General features: G+C 54.9%; 17 protein-coding genes and 1 pseudogene. 13 read left to right on the top strand and 5 right to left on the bottom strand.

The features are described from left to right. Window positions 1-282: 282 nt before the first annotated feature. From HY768_07760 to rsgA, 4 genes are all read right to left on the bottom strand, one after another. Window positions 283-1,284 (bottom strand): class I SAM-dependent methyltransferase, encoded by a 1,002-nt coding sequence (locus tag HY768_07760; GenBank protein ID MBI4727103.1) that lies wholly within the window; start codon window positions 1,282-1,284, stop codon window positions 283-285. Between the two features lie 2 nt (window positions 1,285-1,286). Beyond that, on the bottom strand, window positions 1,287-3,128 hold the full coding sequence (locus HY768_07765) for an ABC transporter ATP-binding protein (protein MBI4727104.1): 1,842 nt from the start codon (window positions 3,126-3,128) through the stop codon (window positions 1,287-1,289). Then, entirely contained in the window at window positions 3,097-4,893 is a 1,797-nt protein-coding gene (locus HY768_07770) for an ABC transporter ATP-binding protein (protein MBI4727105.1), read from the bottom strand. The genes HY768_07765 and HY768_07770 overlap by 32 nt, the downstream gene beginning before the upstream one ends. A gap of 183 nt (window positions 4,894-5,076) precedes the next feature. Further along, window positions 5,077-6,183: a ribosome small subunit-dependent GTPase A gene (gene rsgA, locus HY768_07775; protein ID MBI4727106.1), complete on the bottom strand. Its 1,107-nt coding sequence runs from the start codon at window positions 6,181-6,183 to the stop codon at window positions 5,077-5,079. 714 nt (window positions 6,184-6,897) lie between these two features. Between rsgA and HY768_07780 the strand changes: the two genes are divergently transcribed. Further along, window positions 6,898-7,848, top strand: coding sequence for a UbiA family prenyltransferase (locus tag HY768_07780; protein MBI4727107.1), 951 nt, complete (start codon window positions 6,898-6,900; stop codon window positions 7,846-7,848). A gap of 9 nt (window positions 7,849-7,857) precedes the next feature. Here HY768_07780 and HY768_07785 read toward each other — a convergent pair. Further along, window positions 7,858-7,989, bottom strand: a pseudogene (locus tag HY768_07785) (transposase). Between the two features lie 145 nt (window positions 7,990-8,134). Here HY768_07785 and amrB point away from each other — a divergent pair. The 12 genes from amrB to HY768_07845 all read left to right on the top strand — a co-directional run bounded on the left by amrB (window position 8,135) and on the right by HY768_07845 (window position 20,249). Then, window positions 8,135-9,571 carry an AmmeMemoRadiSam system protein B gene (amrB, locus tag HY768_07790; GenBank protein MBI4727108.1) on the top strand — a complete coding sequence of 479 codons (1,437 nt, stop codon included), beginning with the start codon at window positions 8,135-8,137 and terminating at the stop codon, window positions 9,569-9,571. Window positions 9,572-10,526: 955 nt separating this feature from the next. After that, a complete protein-coding gene (locus HY768_07795) occupies window positions 10,527-10,829 on the top strand; it encodes a hypothetical protein (protein MBI4727109.1) in 303 nt (100 codons plus the stop codon). Further along, complete coding sequence (locus tag HY768_07800; protein ID MBI4727110.1) at window positions 10,826-11,350, top strand: zinc ribbon domain-containing protein; 525 nt, start codon at window positions 10,826-10,828, stop codon at window positions 11,348-11,350. The genes HY768_07795 and HY768_07800 overlap by 4 nt, the downstream gene beginning before the upstream one ends. Window positions 11,351-11,446: 96 nt before the next feature. After that, entirely contained in the window at window positions 11,447-12,073 is a 627-nt protein-coding gene (locus HY768_07805; protein ID MBI4727111.1) for a hypothetical protein, read from the top strand. Beyond that, window positions 12,070-13,293 (top strand): magnesium transporter, encoded by a 1,224-nt coding sequence (locus HY768_07810; protein ID MBI4727112.1) that lies wholly within the window; start codon window positions 12,070-12,072, stop codon window positions 13,291-13,293. The genes HY768_07805 and HY768_07810 overlap by 4 nt, the downstream gene beginning before the upstream one ends. Window position 13,294: 1 nt before the next feature. Then, window positions 13,295-14,530: an Nramp family divalent metal transporter gene (locus tag HY768_07815; protein ID MBI4727113.1), complete on the top strand. Its 1,236-nt coding sequence runs from the start codon at window positions 13,295-13,297 to the stop codon at window positions 14,528-14,530. Window positions 14,531-14,586: 56 nt separating this feature from the next. Continuing rightward, a complete protein-coding gene (locus tag HY768_07820; protein ID MBI4727114.1) occupies window positions 14,587-14,829 on the top strand; it encodes a hypothetical protein in 243 nt (80 codons plus the stop codon). 81 nt (window positions 14,830-14,910) lie between these two features. Further along, window positions 14,911-15,381 (top strand): C_GCAxxG_C_C family protein, encoded by a 471-nt coding sequence (locus HY768_07825; protein ID MBI4727115.1) that lies wholly within the window; start codon window positions 14,911-14,913, stop codon window positions 15,379-15,381. A gap of 135 nt (window positions 15,382-15,516) precedes the next feature. Continuing rightward, window positions 15,517-16,947, top strand: a complete 1,431-nt coding sequence (locus HY768_07830; GenBank protein ID MBI4727116.1) for an HDIG domain-containing protein — start codon at window positions 15,517-15,519, stop codon at window positions 16,945-16,947. Window positions 16,948-17,029: 82 nt separating this feature from the next. Next, entirely contained in the window at window positions 17,030-17,416 is a 387-nt protein-coding gene (locus HY768_07835) for a 4Fe-4S binding protein (protein ID MBI4727117.1), read from the top strand. A 138-nt stretch (window positions 17,417-17,554) separates the two neighbouring features. Then, window positions 17,555-19,702: an aldehyde:ferredoxin oxidoreductase gene (locus HY768_07840; protein ID MBI4727118.1), complete on the top strand. Its 2,148-nt coding sequence runs from the start codon at window positions 17,555-17,557 to the stop codon at window positions 19,700-19,702. A gap of 94 nt (window positions 19,703-19,796) precedes the next feature. After that, complete coding sequence (locus tag HY768_07845; protein ID MBI4727119.1) at window positions 19,797-20,249, top strand: D-tyrosyl-tRNA(Tyr) deacylase; 453 nt, start codon at window positions 19,797-19,799, stop codon at window positions 20,247-20,249. Window positions 20,250-20,449: the final 200 nt, after the last annotated feature.

The raw sequence follows: 20,449 nt of genomic DNA on the forward strand, positions 1-20,449 counted from the left end.
CAACGGCGTCGTCCCCCAGAATCAGGGATAAGCAGTATGCCAAATCGCAAGTATAGCTCATGTCTTTCCTTTCTTGAATTATCATTTCATCAGCGGCTCCGTGTCGGAGTTTATCCTGATTAATAGATGGGCGGCTGATGCCTTTTACCCGTTCCGTTTCAGCTTGCCGGTCTTCTTATCGCAGAAATATGTTATATTGTAAATGACCGGACTTCAGTTCTGAAACAATTATTGAATGGGAGTTTTCCTGAATCATCGATTCAAGTTGACAATATTATTGTATTACTTCACAGTCGTGATCGCCGGATCGGTACTGATATCCGCCTCCCGCATGATTTCCCTCTTAACCAGTGGTCGCAGCATAATGTCGAGTTCTTCAAGAGACGCCGGTCTGCCAATAACCGGTATTTGGTCGAACAACTGTTTGGCAAAAGCCCCGCCGTTGCATGTCCCCTTGACATCGCTGAAGCCCGCCTGTCGCAGCCAGGTTAAGTATGTTTTTCCCGAAGGATGTTGCAGTGAACATAGTTTGGCGTCGACAACGCGCTTTTTGAGGGCCTTTAAGCCATCGATGCTTACATCATCGAAAGCAAGGGCGTCGCTGCCGGGTTTCAGAGCCTGTATCACTGCCTTTGACGGAATATCCAGATACAGACCATACATTACCGCCCTTTCCTCGCTGACTATGCGGTCATAGAAGATCAGCCGGCACGTATTGTCGCCGGTCTTATCCAACCATAGTTCACGCTCGCTTTTCCCCCGGTATTGGCCAAGTGCCTCGTACTGTATCCGTAAAATCCCGCCGGGCTTCAACACCCGACAAAATTCGGCGATGGTTGCCTGGGGATCCGGCGTCTGTTCTATGGACGAAGCTGCGGCAATCCCATCGTAGCTGTTATCTTTGAACGGCAGCGGCTGTCCCGATGGTACGTGGATAAATTCTGCGTTGATCGCGCTCATCCGTTTGCCGTTCTCGGTGCAGACCTGCACCCGTTTTAGCGAAGAATCAACCCCGGTCACCGAGGCCGCAAAAGCGGACAGAGGTAACGATGGCCAGCCGTCGCCCGGTCCAAAGTCCAGTATACGCTTGCTCCCGCAGTGCAGACTTTCAGCGTAGTCCAGTATCCATCCCCGATCCAGCCAGTGTGATCTCTTTCCGCAATCGAACGGCCGGTAAATGATCGGCAGACAGTACCCGGATTGCGATTCCATCCCGTCGTAGAGCAGCTCGGCCGAACTGCACGGCCGGGGATCAAGCTCTCTTGCAATCCATTCGAAAAGCATTCTTATCTTCCCATCCTCCCATCTTCTTGGTTTCTTCCGTTCTGTCCATTTCCGTTCTCCTGCAACATTTCCTTCTCCCGCAGGGTCACATAATAACCGTCCTTGGCCATCAGTTCCTGATGGCTGCCTTGCTCCACGATCATGCCGTCCTTCAGCACCAGTATCTTGTCGGCCCGCTCGATGGTGGAAGTCCGGTGCGAGATGATGAAACAGGTGACTCCGGGGAGCTTCTGGTTCAATTCCTGCCAGACCAAGGCTTCGGTGGTGGCGTCCAGGGCCGAGGTGATGTCGTCCAATATCAGAATCTGGGGATGTCCCAGGGCGATCCTTTCCACGATGGCCCGGGCCAATGATGTCCGCTGCTTCTGCCCGCCGGAGAGACTGGCGCCGCGCTGGCCGATCAGGGTGTCGTAGCCTTGGGCAAAGCCTTTGACCTCCTTTTCCAACTGGGAGATGCGCCCGGCCTCAACGACTTTATTCTGGTCAACTTCTTTCCGGTGGAAGATGACATTGTTCAAAATGCTGTCGGAGAACAACAGGGCTTCCTGCGGGGCATAGCCGATGATGCTGCGAAGTTCGGAAAGTTTAAAGTCCCGAATGTCTGTCCCGTCTATTTTGATTGCGCCGGAAGCCGGGTCGTGCAGCCGGAGCAGCATATGCGCCAAAGTTGTTTTCCCGCAGCCCACCTCGCCCATCAGGGCGATCTTCTCGCCCTTGGCCACGTTGAAGCTGATGTCCTTTAACTGGTATTTGTCATTTTTTCCGTAGCTGAAGGAGACATCATTGAACTCGATATCTTTTGTAAAGCAAATCGCAGCCGGGGACAAGGGATTGCCGACCTCGGGCAAGGCTGTTTCCAGCTCTCTGACCCGGGCGTAAGAGACTGCGGCCCGCTTGCCGGTGATGAAGAAATTGCCCATGTTCCATAAAGGCTCAATCATCATCAGGCTGTAGGTATTGAAAGCCACGAAACTGCCCAGGGTCAGCCTTCCCTTGATCACCAGCCAGCCGCCCGCCAGCAGTACCACCAGCACGCCCATTTGGTCGATCAGGATATTGGAGGAGTTGAACAGGCCTTCGGACTGGATGGTTTTCACTTCGGCCTTTATCCGGCGGTCCATGGCCCTGGAGAACCCCTGTTTCTGATGATCCTGGCGGTTATAGACCTTGAGTACCCTGATGCCCGAGAAGCAGGCCTCCAGAAAATCGTTGACCGCCGAGATGGCGTTCTGCAGCTTGAGGAAGCGCTTTTCAAATGTCTTCTCGTTGTACAGAAACAGCCAGGCCACAATGGGCACCGGAAGCAGGGCAAAGCCTGCCAGGGTGGCATTCAGCCGGAACATCACGATCATGATGAAAGCGAACAGCGCCAGCCCCTGCGCCGCCCGGAACAGGCCGGAACAGGTGAACCAGGACAACTTTTCGGCCAGATCGTCGGTCAGCCGGGTGACCACGTCCCCGGTCCGGTAACCGGACAAAGTGGAGGGTCCCAGCCTGGTGAGGTTGGCGAAGATTTTGTTCCGCAGTTCGGCCTCGATGTTCATGTTGGTCCAGCCCCGGGTGGACATCAGCATCCAGTTGACAATGGCCGCGCCCACCCCCAGCAACAAAAGGAACAGCACATTGCGGGTCAACTGCTGCAGGGGAAGCTGGCTGACCAGTCCGTCCACCACTAACTTGAAAAAGACTGGATAGCTGATGGCCAAAGCGGTATGGACCATGGTCATGGCCAGCAGGATCAAAAGCTTCAGCCGGTGTGAAGTCCAGTAGCGGTGAAGCCATCCGAAGATCAGCCTTAAACTGCCGGTGTCTTTAGGCGAATTGGATTCTATATAACTTTGCATAATAACCGTTCTTTTCTAATAGTTCCTGATGTCTGCCGGACTCCACGATCCGGCCCTTGTGGATCACCATTATCTTGTCGGCGTCCAGTATGGTAGAGAGCCGGTGGGCCACGATCACTGCGGTCCGCCCTTCCAGCAGGCGCTTGATGCCTTCCTGGATCAACCTTTCCGACATCGGGTCCACCGAGGAGGTGGCCTCGTCCAGGATCAGGATCTGGGGGTCGAAGGCCAGGGCCCGGGCGAAGGAAACCAGCTGGCGCTCCCCCTGGGAGAGGTTGGCGCCCCGCTCGGCCAGTTCCGATTCCAGGCCGTTGGGCATTTTATCCAGCATTCTCTGCAGGCCCAGTATCTCGATGGCCCGGTCCAGCCGCTCCCGGCTCATCTCCGACCCCAGGGTCAGATTCTCCCTGACCGTCCCCGGAAAGAGGAAGACATCCTGCAATACCAGCCCGAAATGGCGGCGCAGTCTGTCAATCGGAATATTTCTGATGTCCGTTCCGTCAATGGCGATGCTGCCCGACTGGGGGTCGTAGAACCTGAGCATTAGATTGACGATGGAGCTTTTGCCGCCGCCGGTGGCGCCCACCAGCGCTATCTTCTCGCCTTTGTTGACGGTGAAATTGATGTCGCGCAGCACCCAATCCGGCTCGTCGTTCCCGGCCCGGGTCAGGTAGGAAAAATTCACATCCCGGAACTCAATGGCGTTTTTAAAACTGTCCCAGGCGCAGCCGTCTTCGGCATTGATCACCTGAGGCTTAATATCCATGATCTCGAAGACCCGCTGGGCGCCGGCAAAGGCCCGCTGCATTATGCCCACCTGTTCCGAAAAGGCGTAGACCGGCATGAAGAATTGTCTTAAATATCCCAGGAACAGCACCATGGCTCCGATGGTCAAAAAGCCTTTGGCCACCATGTTGCCGCCCACCAAAAGGATGATGGCCAGCCCGATTATCTCAAAAACCCCCACCAGGCTGAAGAAGCCCATGGTCATTACATCGGCCGGGAGCAGGGTCCTGATATACGAGCGGTTGAGTTTGGCCATCTTTTGTTTGACCGCGTCCTCGCGGGAAAAGGCCTGGATCACCTTCAGGCCCTGAACCATCTCGGTCAGGTAGGCCACGATCTCGGCGTATTTTTTGCGGACCACCAGGAACATCGGCCGGACCTTTTTCTGGAATAGGATGGTCAACAGCGCGATCACCGGGATCAGGGTGGAAACGGCCAGGAACAGCCGGGAACTGACTCCGAGCATGATGAATATCATCCCGCCCAGGCTGACCACCGCGCCTATCACCGTGAACATGGTGGAGGTGAACAGGCGCCGGATGGCCTCGGTGTCGCTTTCCACCCGGGCGATCAGCCGCCCCACCGGATGCTGGTCGAAATAGGCGATATCCAGTCCCAGCAGGTGGCCGAACAGCTGTTCCTTCAAGGCCGAGACGATCTTCACCCCCAGCGACTCCAGTATCACCAGCATCATGTAATTGACGCCGAAGGCGGCCAGCTGGAGCAGGACATAAAACCCCACCGTTATCAATAGCCCCCTGAAATCCGCACCGGCGATGTTGACGTCTATGGCCCGTTTCAACAGCAGGGGAGGCAGCAGCCCCAGCGCCGAGGAAACCGTCAGAATCAGCCCTCCGCCGATAACCCTCATTTTGAATGGCTTCAGCAGGGGCAGCATCCGTTTTAAGAGCTGCCGGTCGTAGATCTTTTTCGCCGCAGGCTGCTCTTCTATATTTTCGTCGCTTTCATCGAACCACATAGGATAATTCCAATAATTTCATTTTTGCAACTATTCAGCCACTAAGGCACCACTTCGTTATTTGTTAATCGTAAATCGTTAATAGTGTGTGTGCCTTCGTGCCACTTCGGCCGGGCTCAGTGCATGCTTCGCGGTTGAAAGGTTGCCATTTTTGTTTGATTATTATTTTGCGGGTCAACCCGGTTATTCCTCCTCCAACGTTTCCCGCCGCTGCCCGTTCCGGGTTTTTTTCTGGGAGCTCCGGTGTTCCGTGATCTTATTTTTCATGGCCTGTCTTTTTTTATGCGCCGCCAGTTCCCGGTGCATCTTCTGGTAACTCTTGTAACGGGAGGGATTCAGTATTCCGCTCTCAATGGCGCTTTTTACCGCACAGCCCGGTTCCCCGGCATGGCGGCAGTCGTTGAAGCGGCAGGAGCGGGCCAGGTTCTCGATGTCCTCAAATGTCTGACTCAGACCATCGCCCCCGGCCCACAACTGCATTTCCCTTAAACCCGGAGTGTCAATCACCATTCTTTTATTCGGCAAAAGGAACAGGTTGCGGCTGCTGGTTATGTGACGGCCCTGGTCCTTGTAATCTGACAGCTCTCCGGTGGCCAGGGAATCGGTTCCGGTCAGCCGGTTGATGATGGTGGATTTCCCCACCCCCGAACTGCCGACGAAGACGCAGGTCCCGCCCTCCGGCAGATATTCCCACAGTTTTTCCAGTCCCCGGTCCAAACCGGCGCTGATCACCGCCACCGGAATCCCATTAGCCGCCTGTTCCGCTTCTTTCTGTTTTTCCGCCGGATCGGGGCAGAGATCGGACTTGTTCAAGACGATGACGGGACGCGCCCCGCAGTTCCTGGCCGAGACCAGATACCGTTCCAGCCGGCTGAAATTCAGCTTGTCGTTCAAAACTCCCACGATGAAAACAGCATCGATGTTGGCGGCCATGGCCTGCTGTTCGGTCAAAGTTCCGGCCCGGTTCCGGGTGAAACAGTTCTTCCTCGGCAAAATGGCCTTGATGGTCCCGCTCCGGTTGGCCGGATCGTGGTCAAAAACCACCCAGTCTCCCACCGCCGGGATCCCGGTCAGCCATTTTTCCGGCAGATCGTTCAGGGCGATCTTATCCCGCAGTTTTCCCGAGACCGCCAGTTCCAGCTCGCCCGGCTCCGTCAAGACTCTTACCAGGCTTAAATGGACGGCCGCCACCCGGCCGGGTAAAAGGTTCTTATTTTCGGGCAGGGTGGAGACGAGCAACTTGAAATTATGCTCAAAATGATCATCCCAGCCTAAGGTTAAAAGGTCCATTGAATATTTTTCTCAAGGTCTCTGTTTTTAGTTTATGATGGATTTCCCGGTGATGGTCCGGAGATCAGGTAACGAAATGCTCTTTACAATCCGATCCAGTTTATGCAATTCGCAAAGTTCCCGGTCATCTTTTAAACGGCGTCCCAGTATCTTCAGCATATTGTCCTTCCTTCGTTGTCGTGGCTGACCTCACTCTTACACCGCCTCTAAAGAAAAAAGCCACAGGTTTAACTTTTTCCTGCGGCTTTTCGCCCGGTTTTATCGCCGTGGCGAAGAATGGTAAAAGAAAAAAGGCCGCAGGTTTTGCGCAAACCCATGGCCCTGTATAGAAGATCAATTCAAATCAACTGTGGCATGGGGGCGCAACTATCCCAGAGAAGTCATCCGTGGGAAGCAGATTGGCGATTATGATAGTGTGGTTGATCATTTTTGCGCATCCCCCCCTTTGGGTACCTTTAAAAAGTTAAGATTTAAGGTTAATACCATATTGTATAGTAAAAACGATTGTTTTGTCAAGTCTTTTTTTTTAATCTTTTTTTAAAAAAACGTGGGATTTATTTTTGAAATATTCCCATAGTCTTTGGAGCCCAGGTAAACTTTTTTTACATTTTCCGAGCAGGTTCGGCTTCTTTTCTTGACATCATTAAACGTCCTTGTTATAATAATATTCAGGATTATCATTATTTGTTACGGCGTCATTCAGCTAAAGATGAAATGAAAGATAAAAAATTAAATATCCTGGACTACTTCTTCGTCCTGCGGCCGATCCTTTTGGCACCGGCCTGGACCATGCTGCTGGTCGGCCACTACCAGGCCGAGCGCCTGGCGGGGACCGTTGTCAAGCCGCTCTGGCTGCTGCCTCCCCGGTTATGGCTGGCCCTGGCCATTTACAGCGGACTGATGGGCGCGGTCTATATAGTCAACCAGATCTTTGACATCAAAACCGACCGGCTCAACAAGAAACTGTTTTTAGTGGCCGAGGGCTATGTCAGCAAGACCGGCATCTGGGCGGAAGCGGGGATACTGATGGTCTTGGCCCTGGTTTTGTCCGTCTGTTACTTCAGCCGGGTCTTTGCGGTGATGATGCTGGTCTCAGGGATTCTGGGGTTGCTGTACTCGGCGCCGCCGTTCAAGTTCAAGGCCAAGCCTTTTCTGGACATGGCGGCCAACGCTTTTGGTTACGGCGGGCTGGCCTTTACCGCGGGCTGGCTGGTTTCCGGGGAATATTCCGAGAAAATATGGCTGGCGGCGGCGCCCTACATGCTGGCGGTGGCGGCAGTATATGTCAACACTACCATTCCCGATTATCGTTCGGACAAGGCCACCGGCAATATCACCACCGGCGTGTTTCTGGGCGGGACCTCCACCATCTTTTTAGGGCTGTGCCTGATGGCCGCCTCGGCGGGACTGGCTTACCACTTGAACGACAGGCTGTGCCTGATAGCCGCTGGCTGCGCCCTGCCGCTGTTTCTGACGGCGGTGATCACCCAGAAGATGCGCTGGACCATGCTTTCCTACCAGGGCGGCTCCTTGGCGCTGGCACTGCTGGTGGGGCTGATGTATCCCGTATTCTTCCTGCTTTTGGGGGCCACCTACCTGGCGCTGAAAGTTTACCATAAAAAACGGTTCGGGATGGACTACCCGCGGTTCGCGGATCGGGGTTGAACAATTATCAGTGTAATCAGGCGATGTAACTGGCACGCCCAGCGCTTTAAATAAAGAATCGACAAATCCCTGAGTTTGGCGCAATGGCAAATGGTATATTCCTTTGAGCTTCAACGCCGTTTCAATGGCAACATCCGAATAGACTAATCTCGGGTTGTTACGTGATGTTTTCACCTTCTGGCCCCTTTCAGTTCGTTAATCACGGCCGATTATACCAAATTACCCCTTATTCACGCAACAAAGCCATTATCAATTGCAAATTGCAAATTTCAAATTGGGTGTTGATATGAGCATCAGACGATCCATCATTGCCGGAAGCTGGTATCCGGGCGAGGCGGCAAAGCTGAAAGCCGAGATCGCAAAATATCTGGAGGCGGCCAGGGTCTTCCGCTCAAGCTCCAAACTGTTTGGGATAGTGACTCCCCACGCAGGGCTGATGTACTCCGGGCCGGTGGCGGCCTTTGCCTACAAAAATCTCAAAGGCCTTGGCATCAAGACCGTGGTGATGATCGGCCCCAGCCACCGCGCCTATTTCGAGGGGGCCGCGGTCTACGCCTCCGGAGAATGGGAAACCCCGCTGGGCAAGGCGGGGATCAACGCGGAACTCTGCCAAAAGATCATCAACCAGGACCGGACCCATATCAAGGACCTGCCGGCGGCCCACGCCCAGGAGCATTCGCTGGAGATCCAGCTTCCGTTCCTGCAAGCGGTATTGGACCCGGGATTTGAGATCGTTCCCATAATGATGTCCGAGCACTCACTGGCTTCCTGCGAAAGACTGGCTAACTCCATTGTCCAAGCACTCAATGGGGGTGAGGGCTTCCTGTTGTTGGCTTCTAGCGACCTGTCCCATTATCATTCCCAGGCCGAGGCCCAGAAGCTGGACCAGAAAGTGGTCAAGGCAATAGAGAATTACGACTTCGAAAAACTATCCGGGGACCTGGCCTTTGAAAAGTGCGAAGCCTGCGGGGGCGGGCCGATCGTAACGGCCATGATCGCCTCCAAGCTGCTGGGGGCCGGTCAGGGCGTGGTCTACGATTACCGGACCTCGGGCGATATCACCGGGGAAAAGGACCAGGTGGTGGGGTATCTGGCGGCGGGGTTATACAAGGCCGGAAAGCAGAAAGCAGAAATCAGAAATCAAAAAGGAAACCAAACCGAAAACGGAAAGCTAACCCCGGAGGAAAAGCGGGAACTGTTCAGGATAGCTCACTTGTCCATCGAGGCTGAGGTCAAGGGACTGCCCAAACCCAGGTTTACTCCGCTGACCCCCAGGCTGGCCGAACTGCGCGGGGTCTTTGTCACCCTAAAAGAACAGGGGCAGCTGCGGGGCTGCATTGGCTACATCGAGGGCATCAAGCCCCTGTACCTGGCAGTGGCCGAGATGGCAGTGGCCGCGGCGGTAGGCGATCCGCGCTTTTCTGAGGTCACCGAGGCCGAGCTGCCGGAGTTGGAATACGAGATCTCGGCGCTGACTCCGAAAAGACAGATAGACAAGCCGGAGGAGTTCATCCCGGGCCAGCATGGCATCATCGTGCAGCGGGGCGGACGCTCCGGCGTGTTCCTGCCCCAGGTGGCGGCCGAGGAGGGCTGGAACCGGGAGGAGACCCTGAATTATCTCTGCGCCCACAAGGCGGGCCTGCCGGAAGATGCCTGGAGGGACAAGGAGACGAAGTTGTTTGTGTTTGAGGCGGAAGTGGTTGAGGAAAAGGACCTGAAATAAAAACGTGATGAATCACCGTCGTTCCATCCGCCGGAATACGATTATTCGCAGGAAGGGGCATATTATATTACGATTTGCACCCGGGACCGTAAATGCATATATGGACAGGTCGTCAAGGGCCAAATGCAATTGAACGAATGGGGGCGGATCGCGGACGATGAAATAACGAAAACCGGGAAATTGCGCCCGGATGTAATCATAGATACGCACATTGTAATGCCGAACCATGTGCAGATGATCATTGTCATTACCGGTGATGGCAATTGTAGGGACATGGCGTGCCATGTCCCTACGGGGAAACGGGCATTCGGGAAACCGCAACCGGGTTCATTGTCAACCATCATTGGCGCAATAGAATCATCGATAACCAAAAATATTAACCTCTGTCGCAATACCCGGGTGAAACAATTTGGCAGGGACGATTCTATGAACATATCATCCGTAACGATAAATCATACGATAAAATGGACTTACCCCATTTTTCAAAAGGTATGTTATGTTCCACGATTAATTAAAATAGTTCGGCAACGCTCACTACAAGTGGTTTGGTAAGCCTGCCCTGAGTAGGCCGAAGGGCTCACCACAAATGAAGAAATTAAGCCGGCTTTAGCCGGAAGCGCCACCCACCACATTCTGTGTGGCAAGCGCCTCTGGCCCCGCCCGCCAAAAGCGGCAAAATCAATTAATTTTGTCTAAAGCCAAATATATTTCATTACAAGACTCAATGGTGACTGAAAAACCGATTTTATAAATCGCGGGTTATCACTTTTTTACGTTCATAACCTAATTTGCCTCATATAGTTAGAAATCTCACACATTCATTTTTTGGGTAACTCCAGATACGATAAAATCAGACAATATATCATCGAGAACCCTTTGTATTGGGCGACTGACAACGAAAACCCGGACAGACCGATTATAAAACAAAACATGAAAAGCGAAAAAATAACAGATAATGCGTGACAATCAAATAATCGAAGCCATGACCCTTTTGGCCGAAAAACTGGGCCTGTCCATCAAATTCGACGAATTTGAGGGCCGGGGCGGCTGGTGCAAGTTAAAGGGCACAGAAAAGATCATCATCAACAAGCGGCTGATGCCCAAGGAGCAGATAAGGATCCTGGCCCAGATCCTGGTCCGGTACCCCACCGAGGAGCAGGCCATGCCGCCCAAGATCCGCCAGCTGATTGATGATGCCAAAGAGGAAAACTTGGACAAAGAGGAGCCGCAAACCGAACTGGAGGTCGAAGAAAAATGAGTATGACAATCTGCCGGGAATGCAAAAAAGAGGTCAGCCCCAATGCCCGGAGCTGCCCCCACTGCGGGGCGCCCCAGCCGGCCAATCAAGTATGGAACGGGTGGGGCTTTGACTGGAAGTCCAAAACTTCTTACTACGGCTGGCCCCTGGTCCACGTTTCAATCGGCAAGGACCGGAACGGACGCTTAAGGGTGGCCAAGGGCTGGATCGCCATCGGACAGTTCGGCGTCGGCCTGATAACCATCGCCCAATTCGGGGTGGGGGTGCTGTTCGGCTTCGGACAGTTCATCTTCGGGCTTACCGCCATCGCCCAGTTTGCGGTGGCCCTGCTGTTCGGGCTGGGGCAGTTCGCCACCGGCTACATTGCAGTCGGGCAGATCGTCTTCGGATACTACGGCCTGTGCCAGACTGGCTTGGCCGCCCACCTGTGGAGCCAGAAATTCAGGGACCCTGAAGCGGTGCGGTTCTTCAAGCAGCTGGCGGAACATCTGGGATCGCAGATGCTCAACCAGGTAAAATGAAAAACCAGTCTAAGCCGCAGTCATATTGGTCATAGGACAATATCACCTCAACTTTAAACCGGCCAACTGCAAACTCTAAACACGAAACAGTTGTAAATGCCCCACTGCAAAAAAAACATCTCCCTGCCCGAGCAAGCCACCAGCTTTACCAAGGACTTTCTGGACCTCTGGGTCTCCGACAAGGAGGGCATCAAGATCGGGCGGGTATCCGACCTGGCTATCAAGATGGGCGAGGAATTTCCCACCGTCTCCTCGGTGGTGGTGGCGGTCAAGCTGCGGATCAGCCTTTTCGGCTACGCCAAGTTCGAGGCGGTGGTCCCCTGGCGCCAGGTGAAAAGCCTGAACGAGAAAGGCATCGCCTTGCGGATCGCCTACAGCGAGGTCAAGACCGGCAAGCTGGAACAGGGGGAGCTGCTTCTGAAGACTAACGTGATGGACCAGCAGATAGTAGACAACGAAGGCCGGAAGATCCTGCGGGTCAACGATGTCAAGCTGAAGTGCTTCAGCGAACACCTCCGGCTGGTGGGGGTGGAGGTGGGCATCAAAGGCCTGCTCTATCGGCTGGGGGCGGGGCGGCGGCTGGAACGGCTGGCCAATCAACTTAACGTAAAGATCATAGAAAACATCATCATGTGGGACTTGGTGGAACAGTTTGACAACGAAATGAAACGGATAAAACTTTCCATCTCCCAGGAGATACTGAAGGACCTGATAAACCTATGAGATACCTATCGCACTATCTTCACCGCCAGGTGCATTTCAAAAAACAGCACCTGGGCGAACTGGCGGACTGGATAATGAACGCCCGCCCCACTCAGGCCGAGCTGGCCGGCCTGGCGATCACCGACAATGACGGCCGGGAGCGGAGCATCTCCTTAAACGACGTGGAATCGCTGGGCCACCGTTACATCTACCTGAAGCGGAACCTGGATGAATGTCCGGATCTGGCTCCGGCCGAGGGCCAGATCCGGCTGGCCGAGCACATCCTGGACAAGCAGGTGGTGGACACCAGAAAGAAAAAAGTTTACAGGGTGAATGACATCGAAGTGGAACAGGAGGGCGAACGCTTCCTGGTGCGCTGGGTGGACGCCGGACTGGCCGGGCTTTTGAACCGGCTGGGCCTGCCGGAATCTTTGCAGCCCAAGTCGGGAAAGATGCAGCGCCGCATAGCCTGGGCCAACGTGGAGCCGCTGGATCCGGATCTGAAGAGCAGTTTTGAAAAGCTCTCCAAGCTTCACCCGGCCGACATCGCCGACATCGTGGAGGAACTAGGGGTCACCCAGGGGGCCAATCTATTAGAGCGGCTGGACGACGAGACCGCGGCCGAGACCCTGACCGAGGTGGAGCCGGCCATGCAGAGCGACATCGTGGAAGAGATCAAGCCCCAGGATGCCGCCGACATCATCGGGGAGATGGAGCCGGACGATGCCGCCGACCTGATCTCCGACCTGCCCCAGGAGACCGCCCGCCAGATAATGAACGAGATGGAGTCCGAGGAAAAGGCCGAAGTTCAGGAACTGCTGCAGTACCTGGAGGATTCGGCCGGGGGCATCATGAACAACGACTATCTGGCGGTGTCCAGGAGGCAGACGGTGGAGCAGGTGCTCAATAAATTCCGGGCCGATAAACCAGAGCCCGAAGTAGCCTATAACCTGATCGTGACCGAGGGCGGGGAAAAACTGGCCGGGGTGCTGTCGCTCCGAGATCTGGTGGTGGCCCTGCCCCAGACTAAAATAGACGATCTGATTATCACCGACACACCGACGGTCCGGCCCGATACCCCCTTGAGCGAGGTGGCCGACCTGTTCTCCAAATATGACTTGGTGATGCTGCCGGTGACCGACCATGCCCGGCAGGTGCTGGGGGTGATCACGGTGGACGACGTGATAGAACTGGTGGTCCCCGAGAAATGGAAACGCTCCCACCGCAAACGCCTGATCTGACATGAAGAAACTCTGGATCAAATTAGCGCTGATCTTCGGCGTAGTGGGGCCGGGCCTGATCACCTCCTTCGCCGACAACGACGCCGGAGGCATCACCACCTATTCCATCGCCGGGGCCCGCTACGGGTATTCCCTGCTGTGGATGCTGCTCTTGATCACCTTCGTGCTGGCCTTCTTCCAGGAGATGGTGGCCCGGCTGGCGGCGGTCACCGGCAAGGGGCTGTCCGACCTGATCCGGGAGGAGTTCGGCCTGCGCTGGACCCTGTTTGCCATGATCGTGCTGTTGGTGGCCAATTTTACCACCACCATCGCCAATTTCGCCGGGATCGCGGCCAGCCTGGAGATCCTGGGGGTCAGCAAATATATCTCCGTTCCGGTGACGGTCCTGGCCCTTTGGCTTTTAGTGGTCAAGGGTTCCTACCGTTTTGTGGAAAGATTCTTCCTGATAGTGGCCCTGTTCTTTGCCGCCTATGTCATCGCCGGGTTCCTGGCCAAGCCGGACTGGGGCCGGGCGGCGGACAGCCTGGTCAAACCGACCCTGGTCTGGAAGGCCGATTACTGGGTGATCTTCATCGCCACCATCGGCACCACCATCACCCCCTGGATGCAGTTCTACCTGCAGTCCTCGATCGTGGACAAGGGGATCACCATGAAGCATTACGGCTACGTCAAGCTGGATGTATTCGTGGGGACATTTTTCACCAATTTCATTTCCTTTTTCATCATCGTCACCTGCGCCGCCACCCTGTTCAAGGCCGGCATTCCGGTGCATAACGCCGAGGACGCCGCCCTGGCCCTGGCCCCCATCGCCGGGAAATATTCCTCGGTGCTGTTCGCCGTCGGGCTGTTCGTGGCCTCGATGATGGCCGCCTCCATCGTTCCCCTGTCCACCTCCTACGCCATCTGCGAAGCCTTTGGGATGGAGACCGGCATCAATAAAAACTTCAGCCAGGCCCCCATATTCTTCAGCCTGTATACCCTGCTGCTGATCCTGGGCGGGGCGGCCATCCTGATCCCCGGCCTGCCCCTGATAAAAGTAATGCTGTTCGCCCAGACGGTGCAGGGCGTCCTGCTGCCCGTCATCCTGATATTCATCCTGCTGCTTTTGAACAACCGGGACGTGATGGGGGACCACGTCAATTCCAAGTTCTACAACATAGCGGCCCTGATCGCGGTGGCCGGGATAGTGCTGGCCTCCCTGATCCTGCTGGTGCTGACGCTGATGGGGAAGACCTGACAAATATTCAGTTGAAGATGTTTAACGGGTTCAACAGGTAAAATGGAGGTTTTTAAGTGAAAACAGCCGGTTATATCATCGCCGCCATCCTGATATTCTTCGGGGTGCTTTTTCTGATGTCGGCCCGGGCCGAGTATTCCGCCAATCCGGGCAGCCGGATCATCACCGGGCTGGCGTTGTTCGCGGCGGGCATCGGTATGGCGGTGGCACTCAGGAAGAGCCAGCTTAAGCCCGACCAGAAGATCGAAATCGTCCAGAAAATTGATCTGGCCGGAAAATCCCTGCCCGAGCAGCGGTAAGGGAGGGAGCGGTGTTCATAAACTGTCCCTACTGCCAAAGCGCCTACCAGATAACCGAAGAGCCGAAATGGTGAGAGAAAAATGAGTATCGAAAACCAGGCCAAACAATATTTCAACTCCGGCTATAACTGCGCCGAGTCGGTGCTGCTGGCGGTCTGCCGGGAATCCGGTTACACCGAAAGCGAGATCATAAAGTTCATTCCCCGGATGGCCACTGGCTTCGGCGGGGGCATCGCCCGCAACGGCAGTCTCTGCGGAGCACTGAGCGGCGGTTTGATGGCCCTGGGGCTGGCTTTAGGCCGGGATGATGCCAAAGAAAGCCGGGATCCCTGCTATCCGGCGGCCGACCAATTCTACAATGATTTTGTAGATAGATTCGGGCACTCCAGCTGCCGGGAACTGACCGGATTGGACATGAAGAATGAACAGGATCGTAAAAAATATCAGGAAACCGTGCATTTGGAACGGTGCAACCCCATAGTGGCTTGGTCGGCCTTAAGGGTGATGGAGATAATTGGGGAGTATTCCAAAGTGAAGCCGGGAGTTGCCTGAATCATCATAATGGAGGAAATATCATAGGGGCGTAATTATGCGGCCCCTATCTTTGTTTGCGAATATGAACTATTGAAATTAAACCAAAAATTGAAATTCCTAAACTTTATATTTAGCTAAAATGACTCTATGCAATTGCCAGCAAACATAATCCAAGCCATCAACTCCTTCGGCCGGCTTTACGAGGTGGGCGGAGCGGTGCGCGATCGCATCCGCCATTCCCTTGACTCCTCGGGGAACATAGATCCGGAGCGCTTTTCCCAATACCAGCCGGTCGAGGCGGACTATCTGGTCGCCGGCATACCGATGGACCAGCTTGCCCGTCTCCTCAAACAATTCGGCCGGGTGGAATTGGTAGGCAGATCCTTTGGCGTTATTAAATTTAAAGTGCAAAATGAAAATTGTAAATTGCAAACCTTTGACATCGCTCTTCCCCGCAAGGAGCAAAGCATCGGTCCGGGGCACAAGGATTTTGCGATAGAGTACGACCCCGGTATTCCCATAGAGCTGGACCTGGGACGGAGGGATTTTGCCGTCAACGCTATCGCTCTGCGAATTCAAAATTCAAAATTCAAAATTCTGAATTCAGAGTTGCTCGACCCATATGACGGACTTCAGGATATCAAGAACAAGCTGATCCGGATGGTCTCCAAGAACACCTTTGCCGAAGATCCCTTGCGGATGCTGCGGGCCTGCCAGTTCGCCGCCCGGCTTCGGTTCTCCATCGAGCAGGACACCTTCAAGGCCATCAAAAAGAACGCCGGGCTCATCTCCACAGTTTCCCCGGAACGGGTGCAGCAGGAGCTTAACAAGATGCTGTTGTCCGATCAGCCGTCCGTCGGTTTCTGGCTGATGCAGCGCAGCGGACTGCTCAAAATACTGTTGCCAGAGCTGGAGCAGGGCGCGGACGTAAGCCAGCCCGGAGGCTGCCACCGCTACAAGGTGTTTGAGCATTCCATAAAATCGTCAGACTTCGCGCCCAAAACTCTGGAACTGCGGCTGACGGCCTTGCTGCACGATGTGGCCAAGCCCCGGTGCCGGGAGGTCTTTGAGGGCGGGGCCCATTTTTACGGGCACGACAAGCTGGGGGCAAAAATGGCCGGGGAGATCCTGTCCCGGTTGAAATATTCCAACCAGGTTATCGAAAGGGTCACAGGGTTGATCGGAAGACACATGTTCGCCGTGCCCGAGACCGGGAAGGGATTAAGGCGGCTGATATCAAAGGCCGGGATAGACGGCCTGGACGACCTGATAGCCTTGCGTCGGGCTGACATCATGGCCCAGGGGATGAAGGGGGATACGGAGTATCTGAAAGCCTTTAAACAGGCGGTCAAAGAAGAACTTGATAAAAAACCGGCCTTTTCCATCAAGGACCTTAAGATCGACGGGAACGACCTGATGAAGGAGCTGGGCCTTGGGCCGGGCCCTAAGCTGGGGCGCATACTAAAACAGCTTTTTGAGTTGGCGTTGGAAAACCCCAAAAACAACCACAAAACATTGCTCTTAAAAGAGGCCCGACGTCTGGCTGCTCAACTAAAGTATTCACGCCAAGATTTTTATTCTTGATTTTGCGGTCATTTGATGTTAAAATTAAACTTTGTATCCTGAAATAACAAAAAATAATATAAACCTACACGGGTCAGCTAAAATGAAGTATCTCAAGACCAGCCCGGACAAATGCCAGGGGGTGCGGGCCTGCGAGAAGATATGCTCCAAGACTTTCTTCAGGACCGAGGATCAGGCTTTGTCGGCCATCCAGGTCAAAGGGATAGAAGGCAAATTTGAGATCAACGTCTGCAACCAGTGCGGGGACTGCATAGCGGTTTGCCCGGTGCTGGCCCTCAAGCGCAACCAGCAGGGCGTGGTGATGCCGGACAAAAAGCTGTGCGTAGGCTGCCTGATGTGTGTCGGCTACTGCCCCACCCTTTCCATGCGCACCCATCCCTCCTTAAGCGAACCCTTCAAGTGCGTGGCCTGCGGGGCCTGCGCCAAGGCCTGCCCCGAGAAGGCCCTGGAGATAGTGGAACGCGATTAACCGATAACCCCTGGTCCATTCAACAATCAGTTTGAACGTTTGAAACGTTTGAACGGTTTAAACCACTCAAACAGCGAGGGAACCATGGACGAGAACAAGGTCTTTGAATATACCAAATACACCCAGGACATAGAAGTGATGAAGAAGGCCCACCAGGTGCTGGCCGAGTATTCCTTCACTCCCAGCCTGCCCCAGAGGGGATACAACAACCGTTCACTGCATATTGATCTGAGTGCTTTGAAGTTCACCGAGAAGAAAATCGACGAGGCTACCAAGCAGATTTTTACCGGCGGGCGGGGCTTCGGCTTAAAATACCTGTGGGACGCCATCAAGCCGGACACCAAGTGGAACGACCCGGAGAACGACATCATCATCTCGCCCGGCCCGATCTGCGGCATCACCCAGTATCCCGGGGCCGGCAAGTCGCTGGTGGTCACCCTGTCGCCCATCACCAACATCCCCATCGACTCCAATGTCGGCGGATACTTCGGCCCGCTCTTAAAATTCTCCGGCTTCGACGCCCTGGAGATCCATGGCAAGGCCGAAGATGACGTGATCGTGGTGATAGACGGAGTCCGGGGAAAGGTCACCATCGAGGCCGCGCCGCAGGAGTCGGTCAACTCGCATGTGGCGGCCGAGCAGTTCACCCACGAGTACGCCGACAATGAGGCCGACCTGCGCAACGTCTCGGTGGTAAGCTCGGGGACCGCCGCGGCCCACAGCCTGATCGGCTGCCTCAATTTTTCCTATTACGATATGCGGCGCAAGGTGACCCGGCTGAAGCAGGCCGGCCGGGGCGGCATCGGCACGGTGTTCCGCGACAAACACCTCAAGGCCCTGGTGGTCCACGGACCGCAGGTGAAAGGCGACATGAACCATCCGGCCGACCTGGGCCGGATCCAAAGAGCCGGGGTCAAACTGCACAAGGAGATGCACGATTTCGACGACAAGATGTGCACCATGCGCAAGGTGGGAACCACCAATATCGTCAGCGTGATGAACGCCTACGATCTGCTGCCGGTAATGAACTTCCAGTACGGCAGCCACTCCGAGTCCCAGAACATAGACAAGACCGTCTGGATTAAGCAGTTCACTCAGGGCATCCCGGACGGCTGCTGGTACGGCTGCTCCATGGCCTGCGCCCACGGGGTGGACGAGTTCACCCTGCGCACCGGACCCTACCAGGGACACCAAGTGGTGGTGGACGGGCCAGAATACGAGACCGCGGCCGGCTGCGGTTCCAACTGCGGGATCTTCGATCCTTTATGGGTGATAGAGTGCAACTTCTACTGCGACACCTACGGCCTAGACACCATCAGCTTCGGCACCATCACCGGCTTCATCATGGAGTGCTGGCAGCGCGGCATTCTCAACGCCGAACGCACCGGCGGGCTGGACATGAGCTGGGGCAAGGGGGAATCGCAATTAGAGATGATGCACCAGATGGCTAAGGGGCAGGGTTTCGGTCTGATCGCCGGCCAGGGCGTGCAACGCATGAAAAGAATATTCGCCGACAAGGGTTGGGGAGACTCCGCCTTCCTCCACGACATCGGACTGGAGGGCAAGGGGCTGGAGCAGTCGGAGTACATGTCAAAAGAATCGCTGGCCCAGCAGGGAGGCTACTATCTCACCAACAAGGGCCCCCAGCACGACGAGGCCTGGGTGATCTTCATGGACATGGTCAATAACCAGATCCCCACCTTTGAGGACAAGGCCGAGGCCCTGTACTATTTCCCGATGTTCCGCACCTGGTTCGGGCTGAACGGCCTGTGCAAGCTGCCCTGGAACGACATCGAGCCCGGCGACAATCGGACCAAGAACGCCCCCATGGACGCGGCCAAGGTGCCGGAGCACGTCCAGAACTACGTCGACCTGTTTTCCGGGGTCACCGGCCGGGAGATTACCAAGGAAGAGATCATCAAAATGTCGGAGCGGGTCTACCAGTTCCAGCGGGTGTTCGACCTGAGGATGGGCAAGGGGACCAGGAAATACGACCAGCCGCCCTACCGGGCCATGGGGCCGGTTACCAAGGAGGAATACGAATCCCGTCAGGAACGCTACGACAAACAGCTTTTGGACTGGATGCAGATAGATCCGGCCGGAAAATCCACCGAGGAAAAGATGGCCCTGCACCGCAAGTACCGGGAGGACCGCTACCAGAAATTAGTGGAGGCGGTCTACCAGCGCCGGGGCTGGACCGCCGACGGCGTCCCCACCCTGGAGACGCTGCAGCGCAACGGGATAGACTTTCCGGAGGTGGTGGAAGTGGTGGCCAAGCACCAATAGGCCAAATTCAAATTGCAAAATGAAAATTGCAAAATCAAAGAACAACGGGAGCAATATTTTGCATTATTAAATTTGAATTTTAAGTTTTGAAATCATGCGTCTAGTGATCCAACGTGTGTCTTCGGCCAGCGTGTCGGTCGCTGGCGCCGTGATCGGCCAGGTCGGTCAGGGACTGTGCCTGCTCTGCGGTTTCACCCACGGCGATACCGGGCAAATAGCGGAGCAGATGGCCGCCAAGTGCCTTAACCTTCGCATTTTCGAGGACAAAGAGGGCAGGATGAACCTGTCCCTTCTGGATGTCAAGGGCGCAGCGCTGGCCGTCTCCCAGTTCACCCTGTACGCCGACTGCAAAAAGGGGAGAAGGCCGTCGTTCACCGATTCGGCCGATCCGGGAAAAGCCGAAAAGCTTTATCAGAGATTTATCGAGGTCCTCAAAAGTTCCGGGGCCGAGGTCCAGACCGGCAGTTTCGGGGCCAAGATGCTGGTCGATATTCAGAATGACGGGCCGGTAACCATTGTATTGGACTCGAAGGATTTTAAGTGTTGAACTTGCAATTCCCTGTGGTCTCTGCCACAGGGATACCACTGAGAAAAGGGAAAGTTTGAAAACCGTAGGTTTTCATAGTATCCTTATGTACTCTGAGCCTGAAGAAAGGATACCATTGTGCCTAGGAAACGCACTACCACATAGTGTTACCGGTGAAATACCGAAAGGCGTTGTTGCAGGAACCGGTGGTGCATATGATC

The sequence above is a fragment of the candidate division TA06 bacterium genome (assembly GCA_016208585.1).
In the GTDB taxonomy this organism is placed as follows: Bacteria; Edwardsbacteria; AC1; order AC1; family EtOH8; genus UBA5202.